Below are 23426 nucleotides of genomic sequence, written 5' to 3' on the forward strand. Positions count from 1 at the left end.
GGGCGGATCGAAGCCCCCCTCCTTCAGCCGAGACCGCGGACCAGATCGTCCACCGTGCGGCACAGCAGGTCGATGTCCTGGTCGCGCGACAGGCGGTGGTCGCCGTCCTTCACCAGCGTCACCCGCACGTCCGCGCTGGTCAGGCGGTCGGCCAGGGTCAGGCTGACCTGCCAGGGCACGTCCGGATCGGCCATGCCGTGCAGCAGGCGCACCGGCTTGTCGAAGGCGATGGGCTGGCGCAGCAGCAGGTGGTTGCGCCCGTCCTCGATCAGGGCGCGGGTGATCGGCTGCGGCTCCGGCCCGTAGTCGGACGGGCGCAGCCAGCGGCCCGTCTCCAGGATCTCGCGGCGGACGGACTCGTCGAAGAGGTCCCACATCAGGTCCTCGGTAAAGTCGGGGGCGGCGGCGATGCCGACCAGCCCGGCCACCCGCTCCGGACGGCGCAGCGCGGTCAGAAGCATCATCCAGCCGCCCATCGAGGAGCCGACGAGGATCTGCGGCCCCACCGTGACGCGGTCCAGAACAGCCAGCGCGTCGTCGGCCCACAGCCCGATGGTGCCCTCGTCGAACCGCCCGCTGGAGGCGCCGTGCCCCTGATAGTCGAAGCGGGTGAAGGACACCCCCTCGCCCGCCGCCCAAGCCTCCAGGGCCAGCGCCTTGGTGCCGGTCATGTCCGACATGAAGCCGCCGAGGAACATCACGCCGGGGGCCAGACCTTCCGGGTCGCGGCCCGGGGTGTGACGATAGGCTATGGTCGCGGCGCCGCGCTTCAGGCTATGGTGCGCGCCGCCCGGCGACGGGACGGGGCCGGCTGCGGGTTCGGTCATATCGGACACCTCTGTGGGCCAGGACTTTAGGAATCTGTGACTATGGACGTCGAATCCCAGCTTAGCACCGGCGAGGACCCGCGCAACCCGGCCGACGCCTTCGCGAAGGGCGCCTTCGCGGCCGCCGGCCGCCGGCCCGTCGTTCTCCAGGTGCTGCCGGCGCTGGTCACCGGCGGGGCCGAGCGCGGCTGCATCGACGTGGCGCTGGCGCTGGCCCAGGCCGGGGCGCTGCCGCTGGTGGCGTCCGAGGGCGGGCCGATGGCCGCGGAGCTGGACCGCGCCGGCATCCGCCACATCACCCTGCCGCTGGCCTCCAAGAACCCGCTGGTCATCCGCCGCAACGCGCGCAAGCTGGAGGCGATCATCCGGGAGAACGGCGTGGACATCGTGCACGCCCGCTCCCGCGCCCCGGCCTGGAGCGCCTGGCTGGCCTGCCAGGCGACCGGCGCGCGCTACATGACCACCTTCCACGCCCCGTACAATTACAAGAACGGGCTGAAGCGCTGGTACAATTCGGTGATGGCGCGGGGCGAGCGGATCATCGCGATCTCCGGCTTCATCCGCCGCCACATCCTGGAGAATTACGACGTCGATCCGGCGGTCATCCGCACCATCCACCGCGGCATCGACCCGCTGTCCTTCGCGCCGGAACGGGTCAGCTCCGCCCGCATGATCCAGCTCGCCCAGAAATGGCGGCTGCCCGACGACAAGCCGGTGATCCTGCTGCCCGGCCGCCTGACCCGCTGGAAGGGCCAGACGGTGCTGATCGACGCGCTGGCGAAGCTGGGGCGCAAGGACGTCTGCGCGCTGCTCGTCGGGTCCGACCAGGGCCGCACCGGCTACCGGCAGGAGTTGGAGGAGCAGGTGCGCCGCGCCGGGCTGGACGGTGTCGTCACGATGACCGACCACTGCAACGACATGGCCGCCGCCTACCGGCTGTCCACCGTCGTCGTCTCCGCCTCGCAGGAGCCGGAAGCCTTCGGGCGGGTGATCGTCGAGGCGCAGGCGATGGGCCGCCCGGTGATCGTCTCCGCCATCGGCGCCTACCAGGAGACGGTGATTCCCGGCGAGACCGCCTGGGTGGTGCCGCCCGCCGATCCCGACGCGCTGGCCAAGGCGCTGGACGAGGCGCTGTCCCTGACGACGGAGCAGCGCGACGCCATCGGCGCCCGCGCCCGCGCCTTCGTCGCCGAGCGCTACACCAAGCAGCGCATGTGCGCCGACACGCTGGCCGTCTATGCGGAGCTTCTCGCCGAGCCCAAACACGCTGGGCCCAAACGCGCCGCGCAAGGCCGCTGAGCCGCCCCCCTTCCCCGCCCGTCACACCACCGGACATCATGACCGACATCGTCCAGCTTTCCGGCATCGCCTCCGTCATCGACCGTTACGACGGGGTCATCCTCGACCTGTGGGGCGTCCTGCACGACGGCGAGCGGCCCTACCCCGGCGTGCCGGAATGCCTGGACCGGCTGCGCGCGGCGGGCAAGGTAATCTGCCTGCTGTCCAACGCGCCGCGCCGCACCGGCGGCGCCATCGCCAAACTGGACGGCATGGGGATCGGGCGCGAGCGCTACCACCACGTCATGACCTCGGGCGAGGCCACTTACGACGCGCTGCGCGATCGCAACGACCCATGGCACGCCGCGCTGGGCCGGCGGCTGTACCACATCGGCCCCGACCGCGACATGGACGTGTACGAGGGGCTGAACTACACGCTCGTGGCGTCGCCGGACGAGGCCGATTTCGTCGTGAACACCGGCATCGTCGATTTCGGGGAGTCGCTGTCGGTCTACGAACCGGCGCTGGAGGCCTGCCGCCGCCGCAACCTGCCGATGGTCTGCGCCAACCCCGACCTGATCGTGATGGTCGGCGAGCAGATGGTCATCTGCGCCGGCACGCTGGCCCAGCGTTACGAGGAGATGGGCGGCGACGTCTTCTGGCACGGCAAGCCGCACGCCCCGGTCTATGACCGCTGCCTGTCGCTGATGGGGATCAAGGACAAGCGGCGCATCCTGGCGGTGGGCGACAGCCTGCGCACCGACGTGGCCGGGGCCAACGCCGCCGGGATCGACGTGGCGCTGGTCACCTTCGGCATTCATCGGGAAGAGCTGGGCGGCGCCTGGGGCGAGTCCGTCGATCCGGCCAAGCTGGCCGCCGCCGCTGCCGCCTCCGGTCATCAGCCGACTTACGGCCTCCCCAGCCTGCGCTGGTAAGGCGGACGGTGTCCCGTCCCGCTGTTCAGTCGAAGGGCGGGATGGCGTCGTCCATCGCCTTGCGGAGAATGCTGGACGGCCCGTCTTCGGAGAAGCCGCGGTTTCCGATGGCGTTGCGGAAATAGCTGACGATAAAAACGCGGATGGAGGCGGTCAAATTCGCTTCCCCGCGCCTTTGATCGATCTGGGTGCAGATGTCGTTCAGCGTCAGCCCTTCACGCTCGCAGATTTCCTTCAAGGAGTCCCAAATATAGGGCTCCATCCGAAGACTGGTGCGTCGTCCGGAAACCTTGACATTGCGACAGACCAGGACCGGCCCTTCCTTGTTCCCCTGTCTGCCCGCCATATCGTTGCCCTTGGTCCCCTGCCGTTGCGGAAAAGCGCTCGCGTTTCCGGCGAATATACATTCACTTGTATGATGATATTGCAAGCGGCGTGTGGGCACAAAGCCAATTTCGACCGGGGGTCGCGATCCAGGCCCAAGGTTCACCGTTCCAGTCACCGCGCGCTCCCGGCTTGGGCAAAAGCCGCTTCCCTTCGCGGGCGGCTTCGCTGTACCAGTGCCTGGACGAACCGGCACAAGCTGTAGTGGTCACTTCCGGTGGAGAACGAGCGATGGTGCGACCGGCGGCGTGGGGGATCGCGGTGACGCTGATGGCCGGGCTGGCTCCCGTCCTGCCGGCCCGCGCGTCCGACCTGCCCATCGACCGCATCCGCGCCGAGGTGTCGCGCCTGGTCCCGCCTCTCTGGACCGTCGAGGAGGTGACGGCGGACCCGATTCCCGCCCCGGCGCCCGATGGCAAGGGCACCGCGAAATCCACCGAATCGCGCACCGCCGTGCGAATCGGGGCCAAGCTTCGGCTCGCCAAGCCGACCTACATGGTGGAAAGCCGGGACGGCGCCGTGACCTTCATCCGCCCCGTTGCCGAGGCCGGGCTGGAGAAGACGCTGACCGCCACGGCGCTCGCCACGCTCGGCCCCAACGGCTGGAACGCGCGCATCGAGTTGCGGAATCCCGAGGTGCTGGAGGGCATCGGCCAGCCGCTGGAGGAGCTTCCCGGCCGCCCGGTGCTGGCTGGCTCCGCCGAGGCCAACCGTCTGCGCGACCAGATCGCCCGCGACGCCGAGGCCCGTGGCGACGAGGAGGACGCCCGCCGCCGCCGCGAGGAGGATCTGCTCGCCCGGCAGGCTGCCGCCACCAAGGCCGAAGAGGAACGCGCCGCCGCCGAACGGCGGCGGGAGGAGGCCCGCGCGACGCGAATCGCCGATCTGCGCACCCGGATTCTGGGAGCCGACCGCCCGGCGCGGGTCGCCGCCTATGAGGCGGCGCTGGGCGGCAACGACCCGTCGCTGCGCCAGATCGCCATGGAAGCGGCGCTGCAGAGCCGCGACCCGGTGCTGGGCAATCTGGCGCTGAAGGACTGGATCGCCCGCCGCAAGGCGGTGCCGGTGCAGCTCTACGCGACGAAGGAGGATCCGCATTCGGAAACGGTGCTGAACAACCTGGGTCCGCTGACGCTGGAGATCGATTCCTTCAACCCGGTCAACGGCGCGCTCGCCGGGCGGTTGGGCGCCCCCGGCTACAGCATCGCCAAGCCCTCCGCCGCCATCGGCACGCTGGCGCAGACCGCCTTGACGGTGAACGCCTACGGCTGCGCCCTGTCGTTGCGCCTGACCGAGCAGCAGACGCTGGACGGGCTGTTCCGCTGCCAGACCCTGCCCGCGCTCGTCGCCCGCGTCGTCGTGGACTGAGGCGGCGGATGCGCCGGCTTGCGCTTCCCCTCCTCGGCCTGCTGGCGCTGCTCGGCGGCCCTTCGGTGTGGGCGGACGAGGCCGAACCGACCTTCACGCCGCGCCCGCCGCCGACCGCCGTGCTTCCCCGGCTGACCCCGCTGGGAACGGCGGGGAAGGTGGCGCCGCAGGGTCTGGCGCCGTTGCTTCCTGTGCCGGTGCTGACCGCGCCCGCGCCATCGGTGCCGGCGGAACCGGCCACCACCGCCGCTCCCACGGCGGAGCCTCCGGCGCCGGCCGCCACCGACACCGTCGCCGCTCCCCTGCCGGCCCGCAAGCCCTCCGGCCCGGCCCCCACGACGGCCACGGAAAGCGCGCCGACGAACCGCTTCAAGGGCGGCTATGCCAAAGCCTCGAAGGAGGATCGCGGCTGCGCTCTGCCCGGTCCCATCGCCGAGGAGCGCAGCGCCGAAGCGCGCCGCCCGGCCATCCCCGTGGGGACGCGGGTGCGCGTCCGCGCCGCCGCGAACCTGCGCGTCGCCCCCTTCTGCGACGCCAAGGTGGCGGACGTCCTGGAGAGAGGTGAAACGGTCACCGTGATGGCCGCCTTCGGGTCCTGGTACGAGGTCGGGCGGAACGGGCGGGCGCTGGGCTTCGTCGGCGCCTCCCTGCTCGCCGGAGCGAAGGGCCGCTAACCCTTCACCCGAGCCGCCTCGACCATGAAGCGACGCCAGATTTCCGCCGGAACGGAGCCGCCGGTCACCCCCTTCATCGGCGTGTTGCCGTCGTTGCCGACCCACACCCCGACCGTCAGCCCACGCCCGGCCACGCCGTCGGCGAAGCCGATGAACCAGGCGTCCCGGTAATCGTTGGTGGTGCCGGTCTTGCCGCCCGCCCCGCTCTTGGCGAGCGCCGCCGGCAGGCGGGCCGTCTTGCCGGTGCCGTCCCGCATCACCTCGCCAAGCATTGATTTCAGGGTGGCGGCGGTCCGCGGGTCGATCACCCGTTCCGCCTTCTGCGGGGTGTGGCTGTAGATCGTCCGCCCGGCGGGATCGCCGATGCGCTGGAACAGATGGCCGTCGACCTTGCTGCCGCCGTTGGCGACCGCCGCGTAGGCCTGGGTGATCTCCAGCAGCGACACCTCGCTGACCCCCAGGGCGAGGCCGAGATCCGGCTCCAGCGGCGACTCGACGCCGAGGCGGCGTGCGGCGGCGGCGATCTCCTCCGCATGACCGCGGGTCAGGCGGGCCGAGGCCGTGTTGGTGGAATGGGCGAAGGCGTCGGCCAGCGTCACCGAGGACGGGTAGCGGTTGTCGAAATTGCGGATGGCCCGCCCGTCCGTGAACTCCATGCGCGAGCCGTCGACGTGGGAGTCCGGAGTCAGCCCGCGCTCCAGCGCCGCCAGGAAGACGAACAGCTTGAAGGCCGAGCCGGGCTGGCGGCGGGCCTGGAGCGCGCGGTTGAAGTGGTCCCGTCGGGCCGCCGCGTCGCGACCGCCGATCATCGCCAGGATGGCCCCGTCGCCGTCCATCGCCACCAGAGCGACCTCCGCATCGCCCAGGCTCTTGGCGTGGCGCTTCAGGGTGGTGTCCACGCTGCGCAGGGCGGCAGCCTGAAGGTCGCGGTCGAGCGTGGTCCTTGCGGTGAAGGTCGGTCCCGGAAGCTCTCCGCCGTAGCGGTCCGCGGCGAAACGGTCGAAGCGGGCCTTGGCCGTCTCGCGGAAATGACCGGTGGACAGGACCGCCGCCTTGTTGGCCGCGGCCAGCATCGGGCGCTGGCGCTTGGTCTGCTCCGCCGTGCGCTCGGTGATGAAGCCCGCGTCGGCCATGGCGTCGAGCACCAGGGCGGCCTTGGCCTCCGCCTTCTCCAAGTTGGCAAAGGGGTTGAGGCGGGAGGGGGCGGGCAGCGAGCCGATGAGCATCGCCGCCTCCTTCAGCGACAGCTTGCCCGCCGGCTTGCCGAAGAAGACGCGGGCCGCGGCGTCCACCCCGTACGCGCCGAACCCGAAATAGGCGCGGTTGAGGTACAGGTACAGGACGTTCTTCTTGCCGAGCTGTTCCTCGAAGTCGCTGGCGCTGTACAGCTCGTACGCCTTGCGGGACCAGCGGTTGTAGCGGTTGAGGAAGATCAGCTTCATCGTCTGCTGGGTCAGCGTGCTGCCGCCCTGGCTGAAGCTGCCGGAGGTCACCGCCACGGCCAGCGCGCGGGCCAGCCCTTGGAAGTCGATGCCGTCATGCTCCAGATAGCGCCGATCCTCCTTGGCGATCAGCGCCTGGATCAGGTGCTTCGGCATCTTCTCCAGCGTCAGCGTGTCGCCGTACGTCTCGCCGATGGAGCCGATGAAGCGTCCTTGCCGGTCGAGAAAGCGCACACCGTGGCCGCGGTTGTACGCCAGCACGTCGTCGACGGTGCGGAACTCGTCCCCGAACAATTCCATTGCCTGGGCAGGGGGCGGCGCGGACAGGCCGGACAGCAGCGGCAGCGCGAGCGTCAAAGCCAGGGCGGCGCGGCGGAGCAGGGATGGTCGGGGCATAGGCCGGATGTTGGAGGCGGAATGTGCCTCACGTCGGCGTGGCGCCCCGCTTCCGCAATGCCGCTACCTCGTAATTGCGGAGCGTCGGAATGGCCCCGCCGCCCAACAAAAAAGCCCGCCGGAACCGGCGGGCATTTTTTGGGACGCGTGTGCTCTGCGGAAGGCGGGCGGGCCGGGGCGCCGAGGGGGCACCTCGGCGCGAGGGCCATGACCATCTGGCGGCCTTCGAGCTTGGGCATCTGCTCGACCTTCGCCAGCTCATCCAGTTCGTCGCGCACGCGGACCAGCACGTTCATGCCAAGATCCTGGTGCGCCATCTCGCGCCCGCGGAAGCGCATGGTCACCTTGACCTTGTCGCCTTCCTCAAGGAAGCGGCGGGCCGAGCGCATCTTCACGTCGTAGTCGTTGTCATCGATGTTGGGTCGGAGCTTGATCTCCTTCACCTCGATGATCTTCTGCTTCTTGCGCGCCTCGGCGGCCTTCTTCTGCGCCTCGTACTTGTACTTGCCATAGTCGAGGATCTTGCAGACAGGAGGCTCCGCCTGGGGGGCGATCTCGACGAGGTCGAGACCCGCATCCTCAGCGGCCAGCAGCGCATCGCGCAGCGAAACGACGCCCACCATCTCGCCGTCGGCACCGACGAGACGGATCGAGCGAGCCGTGATCTCCCGGTTTACCCGCGGTCCATCGCGGGTCGGAGCGGCTTCTGACGGTATCCTGGCTATGGACGCTTCTCCATGACTGGAAACCCACCGGGGCGCGGCCTCCCAGAGGGAAGCCCGCCCGAACGGTGCGGTCGGTTAAAACGGCGAATCGAAGGCGGCGGTGCCCGCGGGGGACCTCGCCTCCTCACCCAGTTTATTGAGCGCCGCGTCGAGGGCAAGAACTTCCTGATCCTTACCACCGAGGGTACGGAGGGCGACCGTCCGCTCCTCCGCCTCGCGCTTGCCCACGACCACCAGGACGGGAACCTTCTGAAGGCTGTGTTCGCGGACCTTCAGGTTGATCTTCTCGTTCCGGGTGTCGAGTTCGGCACGGATGCCGCGGCGCTTCAGCAGGCTGACGACCTCCTGCCCGTAGCCGTCGGCGTCGTTGGTGATGGTGCAGACCACCGCCTGGACCGGGGCGAGCCACATCGGGAACTTGCCGGCGTAATGCTCGATCAGCATGCCGATGAAGCGCTCCAGCGAGCCCAGGATGGCCCGGTGCAGCATCACCGGACGGTGGCGGGCGCCGTCCTCGCCGATGTAGGAGGCGTCGAGCCGCTCGGGAAGGTTCGGATCGTACTGGAGCGTGCCGCACTGCCAGGTGCGCCCAATGGCGTCGGTCAGGTGGAACTCCACCTTCGGACCGTAGAAGGCGCCCTCGCCCGGCAGGTCCTCATACTCCAGCCCGGCGGCGTCGAGCGCCTGGCGCAGCGCGCCCTCGGCCCGGTCCCACAGATCGTCGGAGCCGGTGCGCACGTCGGGACGCAGCGCCAGCTTCACCGCGATCTTGTCGAAGCCGAGATCCCGGTAAACGCCGAGCTGCAGCTTGAAATACTCCGCCGCCTCGCTCGCCACCTGATCTTCCGTGCAGAAGATGTGGGCGTCGTCCTGGGTGAAGGCGCGCACGCGCAGGATGCCGTGCAGCGCGCCGGACGGCTCGTTGCGGTGGCAGGACCCGAATTCCGCCATGCGGATCGGCAGGTCGCGGTAGGAGCGCAGCGAATGCCGGAAAATCTGCACATGGCCCGGGCAGTTCATCGGCTTGATGCCGAGCATCTTCTCGCCGTCGTCCGCCGAGACCTTGAACATGTTGTCGCCATACATGTCCCAGTGGCCCGACGCCTTGAACAGCGAGCTGTCGATCAGCTGCGGCGTCTTGACCTCGACGTAGTCCGCCTGGCTCAGCTTGGTGCGGATGTAGGTCTCCAGCGTGCGGAACAGCGTCCAGCCCTTCGGGTGCCAGAAGACCGAGCCGACGGCCTCCTCCTGCACGTGGAACAGGTCCAGCTCCTTGCCCAGCCGGCGGTGGTCGCGCTTCTCCGCCTCCTCGAGCTGGTGCAGGTAGGCCTTCAGCTCCTTCTCGTCGCGCCAAGCGGTGCCGTAGATGCGCTGGAGCATCGGGTTGCGGCTGTCGCCGCGCCAGTAGGCGCCGGCCACCTTCATCAGCTTGAAGCCGTTGCCGACCTTGCCGGTCGTCGGGGCGTGCGGGCCGCGGCACAGGTCCAGCCAGTCGTCCTGGCGGTAGATGCTGATGTCCTGGTCCGCCGGGATCGCCTCGATCAGCTCCGCCTTGTAATGCTCGCCGAGCTTCCTGAAGTAGGCGACCGCATCGTCGCGGGTCCAGACCTCGCGCACGATGGGAACGTCCTTGGCGACGATCTCGCGCATCTTCGCCTCGATCTTCGTCAGATCGTCGGGCGTGAAGGGCTCCTCGCGCGCGAAGTCGTAATAGAAGCCGTTGGCGATCGCCGGACCGATGGTCACCTGCGTGCCCGGATAGAGCTTCTGCACGGCGTCGGCGAGGACGTGGGCGGCGTCGTGACGGATGACCTCGAGCGCGTCGGGATGACTGCGCGTGACGATCTCGATCCTGGCGTTGGTGGTGACGGTGGTGGTGAGGTCCTTCACCTCGCCGTCGAGCTTGACGGCAAGAGCATCCTTGGCAAGGCGCGGCCCGATGGACTGGGCAATCTCAAGCCCCGTCACCGGCCGGTCGAACTCCCGCACGCTGCCGTCGGGCAGCGTGATGGCGATGTTGGACGTCACCGAAGTCACCATTTGACTGTTTGCATCGCACCCGGCGCATGCCGGGAGGCGAAACTTCTAATGCGGGCGGGCTTTCTGTCAAGGGCGCCGCAGGCATTTCCGGCCGGAATCCGTCACCCGAACGGCGAATTTTCTTGCAAATTTAGTTCACGGCAAAATTATCTCAGGGCGGTTTGCGCGCCGGGCGCGGCTCGCCGAACAGATAGCCCTGGCCGAAATCGATGCCGCTGCGCAGGATCGCGTCGAGCTGCGTCTCCGTCTCGATCTTCTCGGCAATGAGATCGATCCCCGTACCGTCCAGACGGCGGCGCACATCCTCGATGCGCAGGGTCATCGCAGGGTCGAGCAGCAGACCGCAATCCAGCTTCAGATAGCGGATTTCGTGGCGCAGCAGCGCGTCCACGTCGATGTCCAGGTCGGTCACCCGATCCATGGAGAAGCGAAAGCCGATGCGGGCGAGCTGCGACAGAATGCCCATCGTCACCGCCCCGCCGGCCCGCAGCTCCTGCTGGCTCAATTCGAACACCAGCTTTGGCACCAGCGACTGGTTCCGGGCCATCAGGTCCAGGAACTGGCGCATGAACTCCGCATCGCTGAGCGTGGCGGCGGATATGTTGGAGAAGAAGCCGATGGCGTGCTGGCGCCGCTCCGTCTCGCGGATCAACTGGATGCAGCGGACCAGGAGCAGATTGTCGATGGTGGCGATCAGCCCCTCGCGCTCCGCGATCTCCAGATAGCGGTCGGGCAGGATCAGCGACCCGTCGGCGGCGCGCACGCGCGAGAACACCTCGAAGAAGCGGTGCTTGCGCTGCGGCAGGCTGACCATCGGCTGGAGGTGGATGTCGATCCGGTCCGCGGCCAGCGCGTCGCGCACCGCTTCCAGAACGCCGGCGTCGTCCATCGGCGGCGCTTCGCCGAACGCCGCGGGCCGCAGGTCCGGAGATCGCGGGGCCTGGGACGCCGGCATGGCGTCCCGCGGCACAGGCCGGGCCGGGCGGGACGCCCGCGGCGGTTCGCGCTCCCCCGAAAACCGGGATTCGCCGAGCCGCGCGACCAGGGTTTGCAGGAGTTTCACCTCCTGAAGGACGGTTTCGTGGGTGGCGGCGGGGGTGGCGGCCTCCGCCACCAGCGCGATCCGCTGGTCCAGCCGTTCAGCCAGCGCGTCCACGCTTTTCTGAAGGGTTTCCAGACGGCGCTGGGTTTCACGCTCCCGGCGGGCCAGCCGGCGGTGCAGATCCAGGACGGCGCCCGCCAGAAGGACCAGCCCGCCGCCGAGCCAGCCCACCGCCGGGCCGGTGCCGGGCCACAGATCCGGCAGGGCGAGAGCGACCAAGACCGCAGCCGCGACGGCCAGCCCATGGATCAAGGCCGCCTTGATCAGGGCCGAAAGGGCCGCCATGCGCCGGTTCCCCCCGCCCCGCTCAGCGGTGATCCGCCCCCACGGCGTCGCTCAACGAGGCGAAGCCGTCGCGGCGCAGCAGGGCGGCAAGGTCGCGCCGGATCGCCAGCACCAGCGCCGGCCCGGCATAGACCAGCGCGGAGTAGAACTGCACCAGCGAGGCGCCGGCGCGGATCTTGGCGTAGGCGTCGGCGCCCGACGCGATGCCGCCGACCCCGACCAGCGGCACCTTGCCGCCGGTCAGCCTGTACATCTCGCGCAGGACGGCGGTCGACGGCGCGAACAGCGGCTTGCCCGACAGGCCGCCGGTTTCCGCGCGCAGCGGCTCCGGGATCTCCGCCGGCCGGGCGATGGTGGTGTTGGACACGATCAGCCCGTCGATGCCCGACTCCAGCACGACCGCGGCGATGTCGGCCTTGTCCTCGTCGGTCAGGTCCGGGGCGATCTTCAGCAGGACGGGGGGCGCCTTGGCCAGCTTGCAGGCGGTCCGGGCATCCAGCACCCGGCCCAGCAGGGTGCGCAGCGGGTCGCGCCCCTGGAGCGTCCGCAGGCCCGGCGTGTTGGGGGACGACACGTTGACGACCAGATAGTCGACCAGCGACGCCACACGGGTCACGCCGAGGACATAGTCGTCCGCAGCCTCCACCGTGTCCTTGTTCTTGCCCAGGTTGGCCCCGACGATTCCCGTCGCCTTGCGAGCGCCGGACAGGCGCCGCTCCAGCCGCTGGGCGAAGGGCTCCAGCCCCTCGTTGTTGAAACCCAGGCGGTTGATGACGGCGCCCTGCTCCGGCGCGCGGAACAGGCGCGGCTTGGGGTTGCCGGGCTGCGGGCGGGGCGTGACGCTGCCCGCCTCGACGAAGCCGAAGCCCAGACGCAGCATGGCATCCACCACCTCGGCGTTCTTGTCGAAGCCGGCGGCGAGGCCGACCGGGTTGGCGAAATCCAGCCCCATCACCGTGGTCCGCAGGATGGGGTCGTCCTTTTCCCGCACCGGCGGCATCAGCCCGCTCGACAGGGCCTTGATGGTCAGCCCGTGCGCCGTCTCCGGATCGAAGCTGCGCAGGACGGGGCCGACGATGGGAAAGAGGTCGATCACGGTGCGGTGTCCTTAAAGGCGGCGTCCTTGAAGGTCGCCGGGAAAACGTGGCGGCCGTCCGGCCCCAGCGGCAGCGGATCGGTACGCAGCACCGCCGCGGGCGGCAGCGGGCCGTAGAGATGGGGAAAGAGCTGGCCGCCGCGCGATGGCTCCCACTTGAGCGCGTCGCCCAGAGCAGCGCCGTCCACTGTCAGCAGGACGAGGCCGTCCTGCCCGGCACGGTGCTTGGCCGCACTTTCCTCGACCTGGGCGCCGGTGGAGAAATGGATGAAGCCGTCCGCCGCATCCTGCGACGAGCCGTGGTAGGCCCCGGCGGCGAGCGCCCTCTCCCACTCCGCGGCGCGGCACATATGAAAGATGATCCGTTCAGTCATGGCACGGCGACCTTAGCGCAAAGCCGACCGCCAAAGCCAGCCGTGGCAAATTCGGGGGGATCGGCGGAACGTTGATAACTTCAGAATGGGACGTTGCGCTGTTTGCTTCGCAATTTGCAAATGTGGCTTTGGGAATCCCGCGGCGTTTTGCAGAAGGAAAATTCGCCATTCCGCCGGATCGCACCCCGGCGACCACACGGAAAAGCAGCAGAATCAAGCATTCCCCGGGGCATCCACCCCTTCGGCGGCAACTTTTCGGAACTGGCATCGGGATTGCTGAGGGATGGGCAAGCAAGGAGATGCCCCATGAACGCGATTGCGATGAATGTTGTGAAGGAACGGCACCCGGTGGACCACGCGCTCGATTCGCGCATCCATGGGGTGATCGTGTCCAGCGTGGACAGCGCCCCCTTGGCCGCCGCCGTCGAGCCCAGCAGCACGCCCGTTCCGCTGAAACCCTCGGCGGCGATGCTGGCCGCCGGGTCGCGCGCCGGCGGCGTCTCGGTCGAGACGGCGTGGAAGATCTATCTGGCGATGATCAAGGAAGCCGCCTGACCGATCCGCTCCAACCTCTCCTTCCGCGGCGGCGGTCCGGAATGATTGTCCGGTCCGCCGGAGCGCGGCCGGGAGATGTCGTTCGACATCGTTGCAGACCGAGACGTCATTCGACGTCGTTGTAGAACTGGAACCCGCCGATCTCGGCACAGACACTGCGCCCTTGCGCCCATTGCGGGTTCGCCCCCGCCCGGTGCAGGTGAGTCGCTCCGCCCGTCGGGTCGTCGAGCAGACCGGCCACCGCGCGGCGGGCGATCCGCTGGGCGACGGCGAAGACCGGGTCCGCGGCGGTCACCGACAGCAGCCCCAGCCGCCCCGGCGCGTCCGGGTCCCAGCAGGGAAACTGGCCCGGCAGACGGCACACGGCGACCACGTCGTTCCCCCACCACCACCCTCCATGGTCGCGCGCCCGGCCGACGCGGTTCATCACGACCGCTGCCACCGCCTCCATGGCCCGCACGGACTCGCCGCGCGCCTCCCCCCACAGGGTGCGGGCGAGCGTGTCGATGGCCTGACCGGGAGCGTCGGCGCGCAGCACCTGCGGCCCGGCCGCCGGTCCGGGTTCCGGCTTCAGGACACGCGCCCTCATCGGCGGCCCCCATCGCCATAGGGCGGAGCGTAGGGCGGGGCAAATGGCGCGCAGCCGTTTTCCAGCTTGGTCTCGATGCGCAGCAGATGATCGGTCAGCCGCCGCTCCACATCCTTCAGCGTCGCGACCGAGACGTAGGTCTTGGCGACCTCCAGCTTGTAGGCGGCCAAGCTCTCTCGGACCTGCGCCTGGGCGGTCTCGGCGCGCGCCCGCACCGTTTCCAGCGCGGTTTCGGCGTCCCGGCGCAGCCGCGCGATCAGCCAGAACAGCCCGCCCATGACCGGCAGCTCGACCGCCGTGATCCACCAGGACAGGTCGATGGACTCCTGCATCTCCGTTCTCCAAGGAAAAAGGCAAAAGAAAAGGCCGCCTCCGGTCAGGGAAGGCGGCCCGACGCAACACGGGTCCTCAAAAGCAGTGGTCACACGTCCCAGCCCTCCGCCGGGGTCGGCACCGCCGCGGAGCGCCAATCCGGCTTCCGTCCCGGCGCCGGCTGACGGTCGAAGCGGAACGGCTCGCAGGACAGCGCGCCGGCCACCGCGTCCAGCCCATCGTCGCGGCCCGTATAGCGCCCGTCCGGCGACCATTCGCGCATCTCGCGGATGAAGGGCGTCTCCCACACCGCGGCGTGGGCCAGCAGCCGGCGGTCGGCCAGCAGGGCGTCGAATGCCTCGCGGATGCGCAGCGCCTTGGTACGGCGGCTGGCCTCCTCGACCACCGCGGCGCCGACCTTCTCCGTGCGAAGCGCCTTGCGCAGCAGGCCGGGCAGGAAGCGCCCGATGCCGTTGATCTCCACATGCACCGCCGGCAGGTGATGCCGCTCCAGGAATCGGGCGACCTGCAGGCACTGCTGCTCCGCCTCGGTGTCCGGGTCGCCGGGATCCACCGACAGGTAGAGCACGCGGTGCAGGTAGAAGCGCCCGTCCGCCCCGCCGAACACCGCGGCGACCACGCTGGAATCGCCGGGTTTGCCGCCCTCCGCCGCCGGGCGTGCGAAGGCCGGGTCCCACCAGCAGGAGGCCGAGGCCATGCGCTGGCCGTTCAGCGTCAGGACCGCCCGCCCCGCCGACTCCCGATACTCCAGCTCGCCGTCGTAGCGGCCCAGCCGGTCGGGGTCGAGGAACCCCTCCGCCTCGTTGACCGGCTGCAGCAGCATCTGGCTGGTGAACTTGTTGGGGCCGGTCGTCTTGCGGATGCGGTTGACATGGGCCTCGCCGAAGCGCTGGGGCCAGGCGTAGCGGCGCCGGCCGTCCGGTCCGTCGGCGTAGACCGGCAGGACCAGCCGCGCGAAGCCGTCCAGGAAGGGCCGCGTCTCCCCCGCCTCCGTCCGCGGGTCCTCCGCGTAGATGGAATAGTAGCTGTGCGGCGTCCCGACATAGAGCTGCACCCCGCCCGGCACCAGCAGATAGTCGATCTCCGCCAGCTTCTCGCGCAGGTCGGCGCGCTTGCCCGGACTGCCGGAGGTCCGCGGAACCTCGACGTCGTCGCAGATCACCACGTCGGCGCGGCTGCCCGTGATGTTGCCGCCGACCCCCGCCGCCACCATGGAGGGGTCGCGCAGCTCCTGCGCCCGCACCACGGTGAACTGGTCGGCCGCCCACTGGTCGCGCTCCTTCGCCGGGGGCTTCAGGCCGCGGGTGTCGGGATGGCGCTCGATGATGCGCTTGACGTTGCGCACCATCTTCTTGGCCAGCTTCAGGTCCGCCGCCAGGACGAGCAGACGCCGGTTGGGGTCCTGGTAGAGCATCCAGGCCGCGAACAACCCGACGATGGACGACTTGCCCGCCCCGCGGAAGGCCATCAGCAGCAGGCGCGGCCCGATGCCAAAGGACCCGACTCCGACCGTTTGCCGCTCCAGCCACGCGGCGATCTGCAGATGGTGGCGGGGGGTGGTCAGCTCCGATTGCCGGTTCCAGTCCTGGACGAAGGCGAAGAAGCCCTTCTTACGCGTTTCCGCCGCCTCCATCACGCCACCCGTCCCAGAATGTGCCAGCCGGCACCGTTGGACATGGCCGTGACCGCGCTGCCGGTTAAGTTCAGCGACACCGGGGCGTTGTCCGGCCCACTGCCGCCCTGCACGGTGACGGTGATCGGGTTGCCCGACACGTCGGCCTTCTTGACCGTCACCGTGCGCCCGACCGCGTGCAGCGCCCCTGCCGGCGGCAGCCGCACCGTGACCGCGCCGCCGAAGGCGCTCACCAGATACAGCGCCTGGTTCAGGTCCGGCTCGAACAGGCCCGGCTGGTCGTGGAAATGGGCGTTGCCCGGCCGGTTGTTGCCGGCCACCACCCACCAGGCGGCGCCGTTCGAGACGATGGTCACGAAGTCGTAGCGGTTGCCCAGCGCCACCGTCCGCCCGTCCGGCCCCGGCCCGCCGTCCTCGGTGATGGTCAGGCGGTGGGTGGAGGCGTCGGTCCGCTTCACCGTCACGGCATGGCCGTTGGCCGCCCCCGCCGCCGGCAGCCGAAGCTCCAGGTCGCCGCTGTAGGCGCTGACCAGATAGACGGAACTGGTCAAATCCAGCGCGACCACGCCACCCGCTTGCGGATCCACATACTCGGTGTCGTAGCGCAGGGCCTCGACGACCAGTTGGGAGACGCGGCTGCGCGCCAGCCGGTTCTTCTCCGGATAGCCGGCGTTCACCGCCGTGTAGCGGCCACCCGACAGGTCGTAGATGGCCGGGCCGGCGGACATCGACAGCAGGTTGACGATGGCCGTCTCGACCGACCCGGCGTCGAGCTGCACGTTCGGCACGCCGCCCAGCGATTCGGCGTAGAAGTTCAGGATCAGCGTCTTGTCGGTGTTGGCGCCGACGCGGAAGCAGGCCAGCGCCATCGTCGACAGGTTGGCCTCGCAGTCCTGGAAGCTGTTGTTGTACTTGCCCTGCTCCACGAAGAAGCCGCAGCCGGCGATCGGCGCCGACAGGGAATAGACGCGCACCATGGAAAAGCGGTTGGCGTTGGGCGTGTCGCCCTCCCCCGTCCGGGTCAGCCACACCCCGTGCAGCGACGGGCGGGCGACCAGCACGCGCGACACCATGTTCCAGTAGCAGGGCCAATTGGGGTCGACGTACCCGTCGAACAGCAGCCCGACCCGCGGGTCCCAGATGGTCAGGTCGCTCAGCGTGTTGTGCACGCAGGGTCCGTCCCGCCCGAACAGCCTCACCGCGGCGTCGCCCCGCTCCAGCCGCAGGCCGCTCACCGTGGCGTAGCCGTCCGGCAGATGGATCAGGTCGAACCCCGCCGAGCCCCCGGCGATGACGGACCTCTGCCCCGCCCCATACAGCGTCTGGCCGTAGCCCACCGTCAGCGTGTTGGTGATCCGGTAGGTGCCCGGCGGCACATAGACGGCGTCCGCACCGGTCAGCGCGGCCTGGATCGCCCGCGTGTCGTCGACGACGCCGTCGCCGACCGCGCCGAAATCCTTCACCGACAGGGCGTCGGCCAGCTTCTCGCGCACCGGGCGGCGCACCGCGCCGGCGCCGGGGGCGACGAAGGTGGACAGCGCCTCCTCGTCCACCGGTTTGCGGGCGATCGGGTTGCCCGTGGTGTCGAAAGCGAGAAGCTGACCGGCCCGCACCGCCCGTTCCGGCAGCCGGTTGGAGGCCGGCAGGTCGGTGTCGGTGTAGCGCAGCATCAGCTCCTGATCGCCGGCCACCTGCTGGAGCGCCGCGGTGAGCTGGTCGAACTCGCGGTTCAGGCTGGCGGCCGGAAGCGGCCCGCTCTCCAGAAAGTCGCTCATCCGCTCGATGGGCAGGCGGCGGCGCAGCAGGACGGGCGTCCCCGCCTCCGGCGGCTCCGCGAACGCCACCGTGCCGCCCGCGGTTTCCCCGGCGCCGCTCACCGCATAGCCGGTGGTCTGCCGCGCCGCGCCCAGGAAAACCTGAAGGTCGCCGTCCTCGAAGACCGGAAACGGGAAGGTGAAGTCCGTCTGCACGCCGTCGGCAAGATACTGGACGCGCGGGTTGCCGCGCGGAACGTCGAGTGCGCTGGGCATGGGTGCGCCCCTCCTGCTGCGTGGAACGAAGTAAAGCGTTCAGTAGAAGCGGCTCATGAACTCCAGCCGTTGGCGCTCGGCGAGCTGCGCCTGTTCCAGCAGGTTGCGGCGGCGCACGCTGTCCACCTCCTGCTGGATGGCCTCGCGCTTCAGCCGGTCGGCGCTCTCCGCCTCCCCGCGCTCCGTGGCGCTGTCCTTGACGACGCCGAGCAAGATCGCCTCGCCGGACCCATCGGCCGCGCTGATCCCGTTGGAGCCGAGCGTCGCGCGGGTGCGCGCCACGGTGCGGCGCAGGGCGTCGACGCGCCGCCGCTCGTCGGATTGCGCGGCGGCGGACATCTGGGCCAGCCGCGTGCGGGCGTCCCCTTCCTTGTCGGCCAGCGTGACGGCCTGCCCGGCGCGGAGCTGCTGGGCGGCCAGGTTCTGGCTCTGCGCCAGCCAGTCCATCTCGCGGACGCGTTGCCGCTCCGCTTCGGCGCGGGCCTGCTCGTCCTTCTGGCGCTGAAGCTCCTGGTCCTGGCGGCGCAGCTCGTCCTCGCGCTGCCATTGCAGCCGTTGCTGCTCCGCCTGATAGGCGTAGCGGCGCTCGTCGGCGGCCTGCTGGCGGCGTGCGCTGTCCGAAGTGCCGGAGACGCGGTCCACCGTGTCGGCGACGGAGTTCGCCAGCGGCAGCGCCGTCGTGGCCAGGGTCGTGATTCCGCCCATCAGTCGTTCACCCTCAATTCCATGGTTACGGACAAAAGCGTGAAGGGCAGCGGCGCGTCCTGCCGGATGCTCCACAGCGGCCGGTCGCTGTCGCGCCGCCAGCCCAACGCCCGCAGCTTGCGGTCCCCGGAGACCAGCGCCGGAACGCCGCCCGCCGGCTGCGGCCCCGTCCGGTGCAGCGGCAGCTCCTGCAGGCCGCGCCCCAGATCGGCGTGGAGCGCCGCCGTCTCCTCCAGCCGGAAGCCGACGGAGACCAGCCGCACCACGTCCGTCCCGCCCGCCTGTCCGATCAGGCTGACCGGCAGCGGGTCGATGCGGTGGCTGTAGGGCAGCCCGGCCTCGACATGGCGGGCCGGCGGGTCGAGCACGATCCTGCCGGCGACGACGGTGGCGTCGGCGCGCACCGTCCCGTCGGCGACCACCGCGACGGTCCGTCCCTCCAGATGCTCCAGCCCGCTCCACACCGCGGTCGGGGCGTCGTGGTCGCCGACCAGGGCGGCGTCGAGGTTCAGCCCGTCGTCGAAGCGCTCCACGCTCCACCGCCCGGCGCGGTCGACCAGCGCGTAGACCTCGTCCCCGACCACCGCGACGGAGCGCACCGCCCCGTCGGTCTCCAGCCGGGTCCAGGCGGTCACCTGCTCCAGCCGGTAGACGGTCAAGGCGCACAGCGCGCCGTCCTCCATCACCACGAACATCAGGCGGCGGCCCTGGTCGTAATCCTGGTCGCGCGGCTTCACCACCAGATGGCGGGCCAGCAGCGCCAGATCGTTGGCCTGATAGGCGGCCTCGGTGTCGGTGTAGAGGAATTCGCGGATCTCCCGCCCGTTGCGCGACACGAACAGGGTGGCCCCGTCCACGTCGCGCGGCGGGACGGAACGGTCGACGGGGGAGCCGATGCGCGTCTGCCGGTGGACCTGGATGTTCTGCGGAGTCAGCGGATCGCCCGACACCATGTATTCCGCGCCGGAGGTGAAGACCTGGAGATGGCGCCCGGAAAAGACGGCGCGCACCGCGTTCACCTGATCGGACAGGATGCCGAACTCGATGGCCTCGTCGTCCTGCCCGGTGCCGAGGTCGAAGTTCCACAGGTCGGCGGAACGCGACAGCCACAGCCGGTTGGGCAGGTCGCGCGACCCGCCGATGACCAGCCGGTCCTGGTGGAAGGCGGCCGACACCGGCCAGCCGCGCAGCGGCGAGAAGGACTGCTCGTCCCAGGCCGTCGTCGCGGCGGTTCCCGCCAGCGTCTCCAGCGCCGTCGCGGTGACCTGCGTCGCCGAGACCACCCCTTCCACGCGAAGCTGTTTGCCCTGGATGCGCAGGCGCGTGCCCTCCTGCTTCGGGTCGAAGACGGGGGCGGAAGCCGTCACCGTCACCAGCCCGTCCGTGCCCGACGGGGTCAGCGTCACCGCGGGATCGGCGAAGCGGTAGAAGGGCATCGCCACCCGCTCCCCCTCCGCGACGTAGCTCCAGCCGGTCAGCGCCCAGGCGTCGGCGCCGCTGCGCGTCAGCTTGCGCGGCGGCACGTCGGGGTGGCAGACCAGCAGCGTGTCGGCGCTCTGCGTCCAGGTGATCTGGGGCAGCTGGGCGGCGGTCCAGGGGGCCTCCACGCTGGCGATGGGCGTGTCGTTGCCGTAGACGTCGATCCGCCCCTCGGAAAAGACCAGCAGATAGGTCTGCTCCGTGTTGAACTCGAAGGCGACCAGCCTCCCGTCGCCGCGGGCCGGATCGACGAAGGCGAGGCCGGAGCGGCGCGTCACCCCGCCGGTCGGGTGGATGAACAGGTTGCGCAGGGCCAGCGCCCCGTTGTCGTAGGCGCGCAGGTCGCCGCGCCCGAGCAGCCGGCGGGAGATCTCCCCCGCTGTGAAGTTGGTCTTCACCTGACGGATCCGCGCCATCAGCCCCTCGCGTCGATCAGGGTGAAATCCTCGAAGCCCGGCTGGCTGTCCTGCAGGGCGTCGATCTGGCGGGCGCGGCGGAACTCGCTCTCGGCCAGCCGCTGCAGCAGCTCCGCCCGGCTCGTGCTCTCGGTCAGCGGAATGCAGAACTCCGCGGCCAGCCGGGCGATCAGCGCCTGGTCGAAGAAGGCGGGAAAGTCCTCTTCCGCCGGGCGCCCGACATAGGTCAGCACCACCGCGTCGGATGCCGCGTGCAGCGCCCGCCCGGCGATGCGGTAGTCGAGCCCCCGCCCCCGCCCGCCCGCTCCGGCGCCGAGCGCGCGCAGGAAATCGGCGGGAAGCTGGAAGGCAACGCCAAAATCGGCGACCGGTTCGTCCGCCAGCCGCGCCAGCCGGGCCTGCCGGGTGGCGAAGCTCCAGGCGTTGGCGGAGAGCAGCGCGTCGCGCGCCGGCTCAAAGAGCGCGGCCGCAACCTCCGCCTCGGCGGTACCCTCGTCGAAGGCGGTGATCGCCGTCGCCCCAATCTTGATGAGCGCGCGGCTGCACAGCCCGATAGCCGTCAATGCCATGGGATCGAACCTCCGAATCCCTCTCCCGCCCCGGGAGAGGGTGCCCGCGAAGCGGGCGGGTGAGGGTGCATACGAGGATCGAGCACCGGCCCGTTGCCGGCACCCTCACCCTTCCCGCGCGTTGCGCGGGCCCCTTCCCTCTCCCGAGGCGGGAGAGGGGACATCAAATGGAACGCATCAGTCCGTGTTGGACGCGCCGAAGGGCGACAGGTTGGTGACGTCCACCACCCCCGCCACGTTGGCAGCGACCACCAGGACGCCGGCGGCGGGCGTCCCGCCGGTGCCGGTGTTGGCCAGGATCATGTCACCACTGCGCAGCAGGTCGGACGCGCCGTTGAAATAGCCACCGTTGTCCACCAGCGTGGCGGCGTCCGGCGTCGTGTAGTGCCACAGCGTGAAGCCGTTGGCGTAGGCAAGGACGCTCAGGTCCTTCGGAAGATAGGCCATGGGGGAAACTCCAGATCGGTCGTCGGCGGGGTGGGGCGTCAGGCTTCCAGGCAGCGCATGGTGACGACGCCCGCCGCGTCGATCAGGCCGGCGCCCTGCGACATCATGTTGTTCACGAAGTGCGCGGCGCGGTCGCCGTGCCAGGAGATGTCCGTCTTCACGTCGGCGCCGGAGGCGTGGCCGATGGCCGTCTTGTGGTACCAGTGGCACAACCTCACGCCACCCTCGGCCTTCAGGCCGGAATGCGGCATCCACAGCGTGCCCAGCCAGCGCTTGGCCTGGGTGCCGCGCCAGGGCAACTCGTCGGCGCCGACATATTCGGTGCTGGCGAACTCGTCGATGCCCAGAAGCTGGCTCCACTGCTTCCAGCCGACGACGGCGAAGCGCTGGCCGTCGTCCGGCACGTCGGACTCGCCCAGCGTCTCGAAGGCCGCCAGAACCTTTGCCTTGGTCAGCCCATCGTTGGAGCCGCCCGCGTAGTTGGTGGACTTGTTCAGCTCGCCGAGGATGAGTTCGTCGGTCTTGCGGCCCAGCGCGTAGGCGCCGGCGCTGGCGATGATCTGCCGCTCGTCGATGTTGGTCTTCAGCTCGTCCAGCCGGTCGACCCAGTCGCCGGCGTAGAAGTCGTAGAGGGTGCATTCGACCGGCGTGTGGTCCAGGTTCATCACCGGAACCGCGCCGTGGCGCGCCTTGGTGGAGGCCGTGCCCTTGCCGACCTTCTGGAAGACGGTGGAGGCGCCCTGGACGTTGTTCTTGGTGCGCACCGTGTTGCGCAGCTTGGAGCCCATGCGCTGGTAGGCGTCGTGCACTTCGCGTTCGAACTGCTTGACGAAAGCCTGGGCGACCGAGGTGGACATTGGACTGTTTTCCTTTCGCGTTCTGCGGGATCCCGTCCGGCGGGAAGCATTCCGCCACCCGGTTGTCAGGCGCGCCCGGTCCCGGAAAAAGGACAAGGGGACGCGCGCCCGGCCGCGGGCGAAGCGCGAAAAAGAAAGGGGCCGACCGGGCCTTTCGGTTGTCCGGTCAGCCCCTTTCAGGACAGGCGTGGAGGGGAGGTTCGGGATGCCGCGGCCCACCGCGTGAGGGGACGCACGACGGGCGTTGGCAAGACGGTTTCTAGGACACTTGCCCTCTCGCGTCAAGAATATTTTCCTTTACCGCAATCCCATCATCTTGGAGCGGTACTCCCTTGGGGCACGGAATATCCCCCAGAACCACGGTGTTGAATCGTTGGCCTTCACGGCACGAAAAACACGGCATAAAAGAGGAATACGCTTCATGAAGACGATCATCACCGCCTGCGGCGTTGCCGCGCTTCTGCTCGCCACGCCGGCCCTTGCCGACAGCCTGTCCGGAACCACCGCCAAGGAGGTCCCGAACAACAAGGCGACCGGGCAGGTCGCGGCGACCCACGGCTCGCTTGACCCGGCGGTCGCGAAGATGACCGCGGCCCAGCTCAAGGGGAAGGACGTCTACGGCAGCGACGGCAAGGACATCGCCGAGATCGAGGGCATCGTCCGCAAGGGTGGCCAGACCTTCGCGGTGATCGATGTCGACCACGTCGCCGACATCAGCGACAAGGACGTCGTCCTGCCGCTGGAGCGGCTGCACATGAAGGGCGAGCGCCTGACCGTCGACATGTCGGAGAACGACCTCAAGGGCCTGGAGTCCTGGCAGAAGGGCAAGTACGAGGACGTCAAGGGCGCGTTGCGCTGACCTCCGGGACGTCCTGGGGCGGAGCGGT

The 23426-nt window shown here is 69.8% G+C and carries 22 protein-coding genes and 1 pseudogene; 6 read left to right on the forward strand and 17 right to left on the reverse strand.

What is annotated here, in order from left to right; all coding sequences use genetic code 11:
• Nucleotides 1-23: 23 nt before the first annotated feature.
• Nucleotides 24-827, reverse strand: coding sequence for an alpha/beta hydrolase (locus tag H0B54_RS15020; RefSeq protein ID WP_188260995.1), 804 nt, complete (start codon nt 825-827; stop codon nt 24-26).
• A 42-nt stretch (nt 828-869) separates the two neighbouring features.
• Here H0B54_RS15020 and H0B54_RS15025 point away from each other — a divergent pair, with 42 nt between their 5' ends.
• Entirely contained in the window at nt 870-2126 is a 1257-nt protein-coding gene (locus H0B54_RS15025) for a glycosyltransferase family 4 protein (RefSeq protein ID WP_188260996.1), read from the forward strand.
• Between the two features lie 38 nt (nt 2127-2164).
• The gene (locus H0B54_RS15030; RefSeq protein WP_188260997.1) at nt 2165-3040 is read left to right on the forward strand and encodes a TIGR01459 family HAD-type hydrolase; all 876 of its coding nucleotides are present in this window, start codon (nt 2165-2167) and stop codon (nt 3038-3040) included.
• Nucleotides 3041-3065: 25 nt separating this feature from the next.
• Here H0B54_RS15030 and H0B54_RS15035 read toward each other — a convergent pair whose 3' ends face one another.
• Nucleotides 3066-3386 carry a ribbon-helix-helix domain-containing protein gene (locus H0B54_RS15035; RefSeq protein ID WP_094303087.1) on the reverse strand — a complete coding sequence of 107 codons (321 nt, stop codon included), beginning with the start codon at nt 3384-3386 and terminating at the stop codon, nt 3066-3068.
• A 269-nt stretch (nt 3387-3655) separates the two neighbouring features.
• Between H0B54_RS15035 and H0B54_RS15040 the strand changes: the two genes are divergently transcribed.
• A complete protein-coding gene (locus H0B54_RS15040) occupies nt 3656-4792 on the forward strand; it encodes a hypothetical protein (RefSeq protein ID WP_188260998.1) in 1137 nt (378 codons plus the stop codon).
• 8 nt (nt 4793-4800) lie between these two features.
• Complete coding sequence (locus H0B54_RS15045) at nt 4801-5466, forward strand: SH3 domain-containing protein (RefSeq protein ID WP_188260999.1); 666 nt, start codon at nt 4801-4803, stop codon at nt 5464-5466.
• Here H0B54_RS15045 and H0B54_RS15050 read toward each other — a convergent pair.
• The 6 genes and pseudogenes from H0B54_RS15050 to H0B54_RS15075 all read right to left on the reverse strand — a co-directional run bounded on the left by H0B54_RS15050 (nt 5463) and on the right by H0B54_RS15075 (nt 12926).
• Nucleotides 5463-7304: a transglycosylase domain-containing protein gene (locus tag H0B54_RS15050; RefSeq protein WP_188261000.1), complete on the reverse strand. Its 1842-nt coding sequence runs from the start codon at nt 7302-7304 to the stop codon at nt 5463-5465. The two genes, H0B54_RS15045 and H0B54_RS15050, sit on opposite strands and share 4 nt — an antisense overlap.
• Nucleotides 7305-7495: 191 nt before the next feature.
• Nucleotides 7496-8020 (reverse strand): annotated as a pseudogene (gene infC / locus H0B54_RS15055) (translation initiation factor IF-3); the annotation flags it as partial.
• 84 nt (nt 8021-8104) lie between these two features.
• Nucleotides 8105-10069, reverse strand: coding sequence for a threonine--tRNA ligase (thrS, locus tag H0B54_RS15060; RefSeq protein ID WP_188261001.1), 1965 nt, complete (start codon nt 10067-10069; stop codon nt 8105-8107).
• 151 nt (nt 10070-10220) lie between these two features.
• Complete coding sequence (locus H0B54_RS15065) at nt 10221-11456, reverse strand: EAL domain-containing protein (RefSeq protein ID WP_188261002.1); 1236 nt, start codon at nt 11454-11456, stop codon at nt 10221-10223.
• A gap of 22 nt (nt 11457-11478) precedes the next feature.
• Entirely contained in the window at nt 11479-12552 is a 1074-nt protein-coding gene (locus tag H0B54_RS15070; RefSeq protein WP_188261003.1) for a quinone-dependent dihydroorotate dehydrogenase, read from the reverse strand.
• Nucleotides 12549-12926: a DUF952 domain-containing protein gene (locus H0B54_RS15075; protein WP_188261004.1), complete on the reverse strand. Its 378-nt coding sequence runs from the start codon at nt 12924-12926 to the stop codon at nt 12549-12551. Before H0B54_RS15075 ends, H0B54_RS15070 begins: the two co-directional genes overlap by 4 nt.
• Before the next feature lie 306 nt (nt 12927-13232).
• Here H0B54_RS15075 and H0B54_RS15080 point away from each other — a divergent pair, with 306 nt between their 5' ends.
• Nucleotides 13233-13481 (forward strand): hypothetical protein, encoded by a 249-nt coding sequence (locus tag H0B54_RS15080; RefSeq protein ID WP_094303079.1) that lies wholly within the window; start codon nt 13233-13235, stop codon nt 13479-13481.
• A gap of 106 nt (nt 13482-13587) precedes the next feature.
• Here the strand turns inward: H0B54_RS15080 and H0B54_RS15085 are convergent, their stop codons facing one another.
• The 9 genes from H0B54_RS15085 to H0B54_RS15125 all read right to left on the reverse strand — a co-directional run bounded on the left by H0B54_RS15085 (nt 13588) and on the right by H0B54_RS15125 (nt 22539).
• A complete protein-coding gene (locus tag H0B54_RS15085) occupies nt 13588-14070 on the reverse strand; it encodes a cell wall hydrolase (protein ID WP_188261005.1) in 483 nt (160 codons plus the stop codon).
• Nucleotides 14067-14402 (reverse strand): hypothetical protein, encoded by a 336-nt coding sequence (locus H0B54_RS15090; RefSeq protein ID WP_188261006.1) that lies wholly within the window; start codon nt 14400-14402, stop codon nt 14067-14069. Before H0B54_RS15090 ends, H0B54_RS15085 begins: the two co-directional genes overlap by 4 nt.
• Nucleotides 14403-14491: 89 nt before the next feature.
• The gene (gene terL, locus H0B54_RS15095) at nt 14492-16036 is read right to left on the reverse strand and encodes a phage terminase large subunit (RefSeq protein ID WP_188261007.1); all 1545 of its coding nucleotides are present in this window, start codon (nt 16034-16036) and stop codon (nt 14492-14494) included.
• A complete protein-coding gene (locus tag H0B54_RS15100) occupies nt 16036-18066 on the reverse strand; it encodes a glycosyl hydrolase family 28-related protein (RefSeq protein WP_188261008.1) in 2031 nt (676 codons plus the stop codon). The genes terL and H0B54_RS15100 overlap by 1 nt, the downstream gene beginning before the upstream one ends.
• A gap of 39 nt (nt 18067-18105) precedes the next feature.
• Nucleotides 18106-18771, reverse strand: coding sequence for a hypothetical protein (locus H0B54_RS15105; protein WP_188261009.1), 666 nt, complete (start codon nt 18769-18771; stop codon nt 18106-18108).
• Nucleotides 18771-20666 carry a phage tail protein gene (locus H0B54_RS15110; protein ID WP_188261010.1) on the reverse strand — a complete coding sequence of 632 codons (1896 nt, stop codon included), beginning with the start codon at nt 20664-20666 and terminating at the stop codon, nt 18771-18773. The genes H0B54_RS15105 and H0B54_RS15110 overlap by 1 nt, the downstream gene beginning before the upstream one ends.
• Nucleotides 20666-21235: a phage connector family protein gene (locus H0B54_RS15115; RefSeq protein ID WP_188261011.1), complete on the reverse strand. Its 570-nt coding sequence runs from the start codon at nt 21233-21235 to the stop codon at nt 20666-20668. The genes H0B54_RS15110 and H0B54_RS15115 overlap by 1 nt, the downstream gene beginning before the upstream one ends.
• Nucleotides 21236-21412: 177 nt before the next feature.
• Nucleotides 21413-21682, reverse strand: a complete 270-nt coding sequence (locus H0B54_RS15120) for a hypothetical protein (protein ID WP_188261012.1) — start codon at nt 21680-21682, stop codon at nt 21413-21415.
• A 38-nt stretch (nt 21683-21720) separates the two neighbouring features.
• Entirely contained in the window at nt 21721-22539 is an 819-nt protein-coding gene (locus H0B54_RS15125; protein ID WP_094303069.1) for a phage capsid protein, read from the reverse strand.
• Nucleotides 22540-22960: 421 nt separating this feature from the next.
• Between H0B54_RS15125 and H0B54_RS15130 the strand changes: the two genes are divergently transcribed.
• Nucleotides 22961-23398 (forward strand): PRC-barrel domain-containing protein, encoded by a 438-nt coding sequence (locus tag H0B54_RS15130; RefSeq protein WP_188261013.1) that lies wholly within the window; start codon nt 22961-22963, stop codon nt 23396-23398.
• Nucleotides 23399-23426 lie beyond the last annotated feature (28 nt).

Origin of the sequence: Azospirillum tabaci (assembly GCF_014596085.1) — a bacterium.
In the GTDB taxonomy this organism is placed as follows: domain Bacteria; phylum Pseudomonadota; class Alphaproteobacteria; order Azospirillales; family Azospirillaceae; genus Azospirillum; species Azospirillum tabaci.

Excerpts from the sequence above, each read along its gene's own strand:
- H0B54_RS15020 (WP_188260995.1), bottom strand. The coding sequence starts at position 827 with ATGACCGAACCCGCAGCCGGCCCCGTCCCGTCGCCGGGCGGCGCGCAC.
- H0B54_RS15025 (WP_188260996.1), top strand. The coding sequence starts at position 870 with ATGGACGTCGAATCCCAGCTTAGCACCGGCGAGGACCCGCGCAACCCG.
- H0B54_RS15030 (WP_188260997.1), top strand. The coding sequence starts at position 2,165 with ATGACCGACATCGTCCAGCTTTCCGGCATCGCCTCCGTCATCGACCGT.
- H0B54_RS15035 (WP_094303087.1), bottom strand. The coding sequence starts at position 3,386 with ATGGCGGGCAGACAGGGGAACAAGGAAGGGCCGGTCCTGGTCTGTCGC.
- H0B54_RS15040 (WP_188260998.1), top strand. The coding sequence starts at position 3,656 with ATGGTGCGACCGGCGGCGTGGGGGATCGCGGTGACGCTGATGGCCGGG.
- H0B54_RS15045 (WP_188260999.1), top strand. The coding sequence starts at position 4,801 with ATGCGCCGGCTTGCGCTTCCCCTCCTCGGCCTGCTGGCGCTGCTCGGC.
- H0B54_RS15050 (WP_188261000.1), bottom strand. The coding sequence starts at position 7,304 with ATGCCCCGACCATCCCTGCTCCGCCGCGCCGCCCTGGCTTTGACGCTC.
- thrS (WP_188261001.1), bottom strand. The coding sequence starts at position 10,069 with ATGGTGACTTCGGTGACGTCCAACATCGCCATCACGCTGCCCGACGGC.
- H0B54_RS15065 (WP_188261002.1), bottom strand. The coding sequence starts at position 11,456 with ATGGCGGCCCTTTCGGCCCTGATCAAGGCGGCCTTGATCCATGGGCTG.
- H0B54_RS15075 (WP_188261004.1), bottom strand. The coding sequence starts at position 12,926 with ATGACTGAACGGATCATCTTTCATATGTGCCGCGCCGCGGAGTGGGAG.
- H0B54_RS15080 (WP_094303079.1), top strand. The coding sequence starts at position 13,233 with ATGAACGCGATTGCGATGAATGTTGTGAAGGAACGGCACCCGGTGGAC.
- H0B54_RS15085 (WP_188261005.1), bottom strand. The coding sequence starts at position 14,070 with ATGAGGGCGCGTGTCCTGAAGCCGGAACCCGGACCGGCGGCCGGGCCG.
- H0B54_RS15090 (WP_188261006.1), bottom strand. The coding sequence starts at position 14,402 with ATGCAGGAGTCCATCGACCTGTCCTGGTGGATCACGGCGGTCGAGCTG.
- terL (WP_188261007.1), bottom strand. The coding sequence starts at position 16,036 with ATGGAGGCGGCGGAAACGCGTAAGAAGGGCTTCTTCGCCTTCGTCCAG.
- H0B54_RS15100 (WP_188261008.1), bottom strand. The coding sequence starts at position 18,066 with ATGCCCAGCGCACTCGACGTTCCGCGCGGCAACCCGCGCGTCCAGTAT.
- H0B54_RS15105 (WP_188261009.1), bottom strand. The coding sequence starts at position 18,771 with ATGGGCGGAATCACGACCCTGGCCACGACGGCGCTGCCGCTGGCGAAC.
- H0B54_RS15110 (WP_188261010.1), bottom strand. The coding sequence starts at position 20,666 with ATGGCGCGGATCCGTCAGGTGAAGACCAACTTCACAGCGGGGGAGATC.
- H0B54_RS15115 (WP_188261011.1), bottom strand. The coding sequence starts at position 21,235 with ATGGCATTGACGGCTATCGGGCTGTGCAGCCGCGCGCTCATCAAGATT.
- H0B54_RS15120 (WP_188261012.1), bottom strand. The coding sequence starts at position 21,682 with ATGGCCTATCTTCCGAAGGACCTGAGCGTCCTTGCCTACGCCAACGGC.
- H0B54_RS15125 (WP_094303069.1), bottom strand. The coding sequence starts at position 22,539 with ATGTCCACCTCGGTCGCCCAGGCTTTCGTCAAGCAGTTCGAACGCGAA.
- H0B54_RS15130 (WP_188261013.1), top strand. The coding sequence starts at position 22,961 with ATGAAGACGATCATCACCGCCTGCGGCGTTGCCGCGCTTCTGCTCGCC.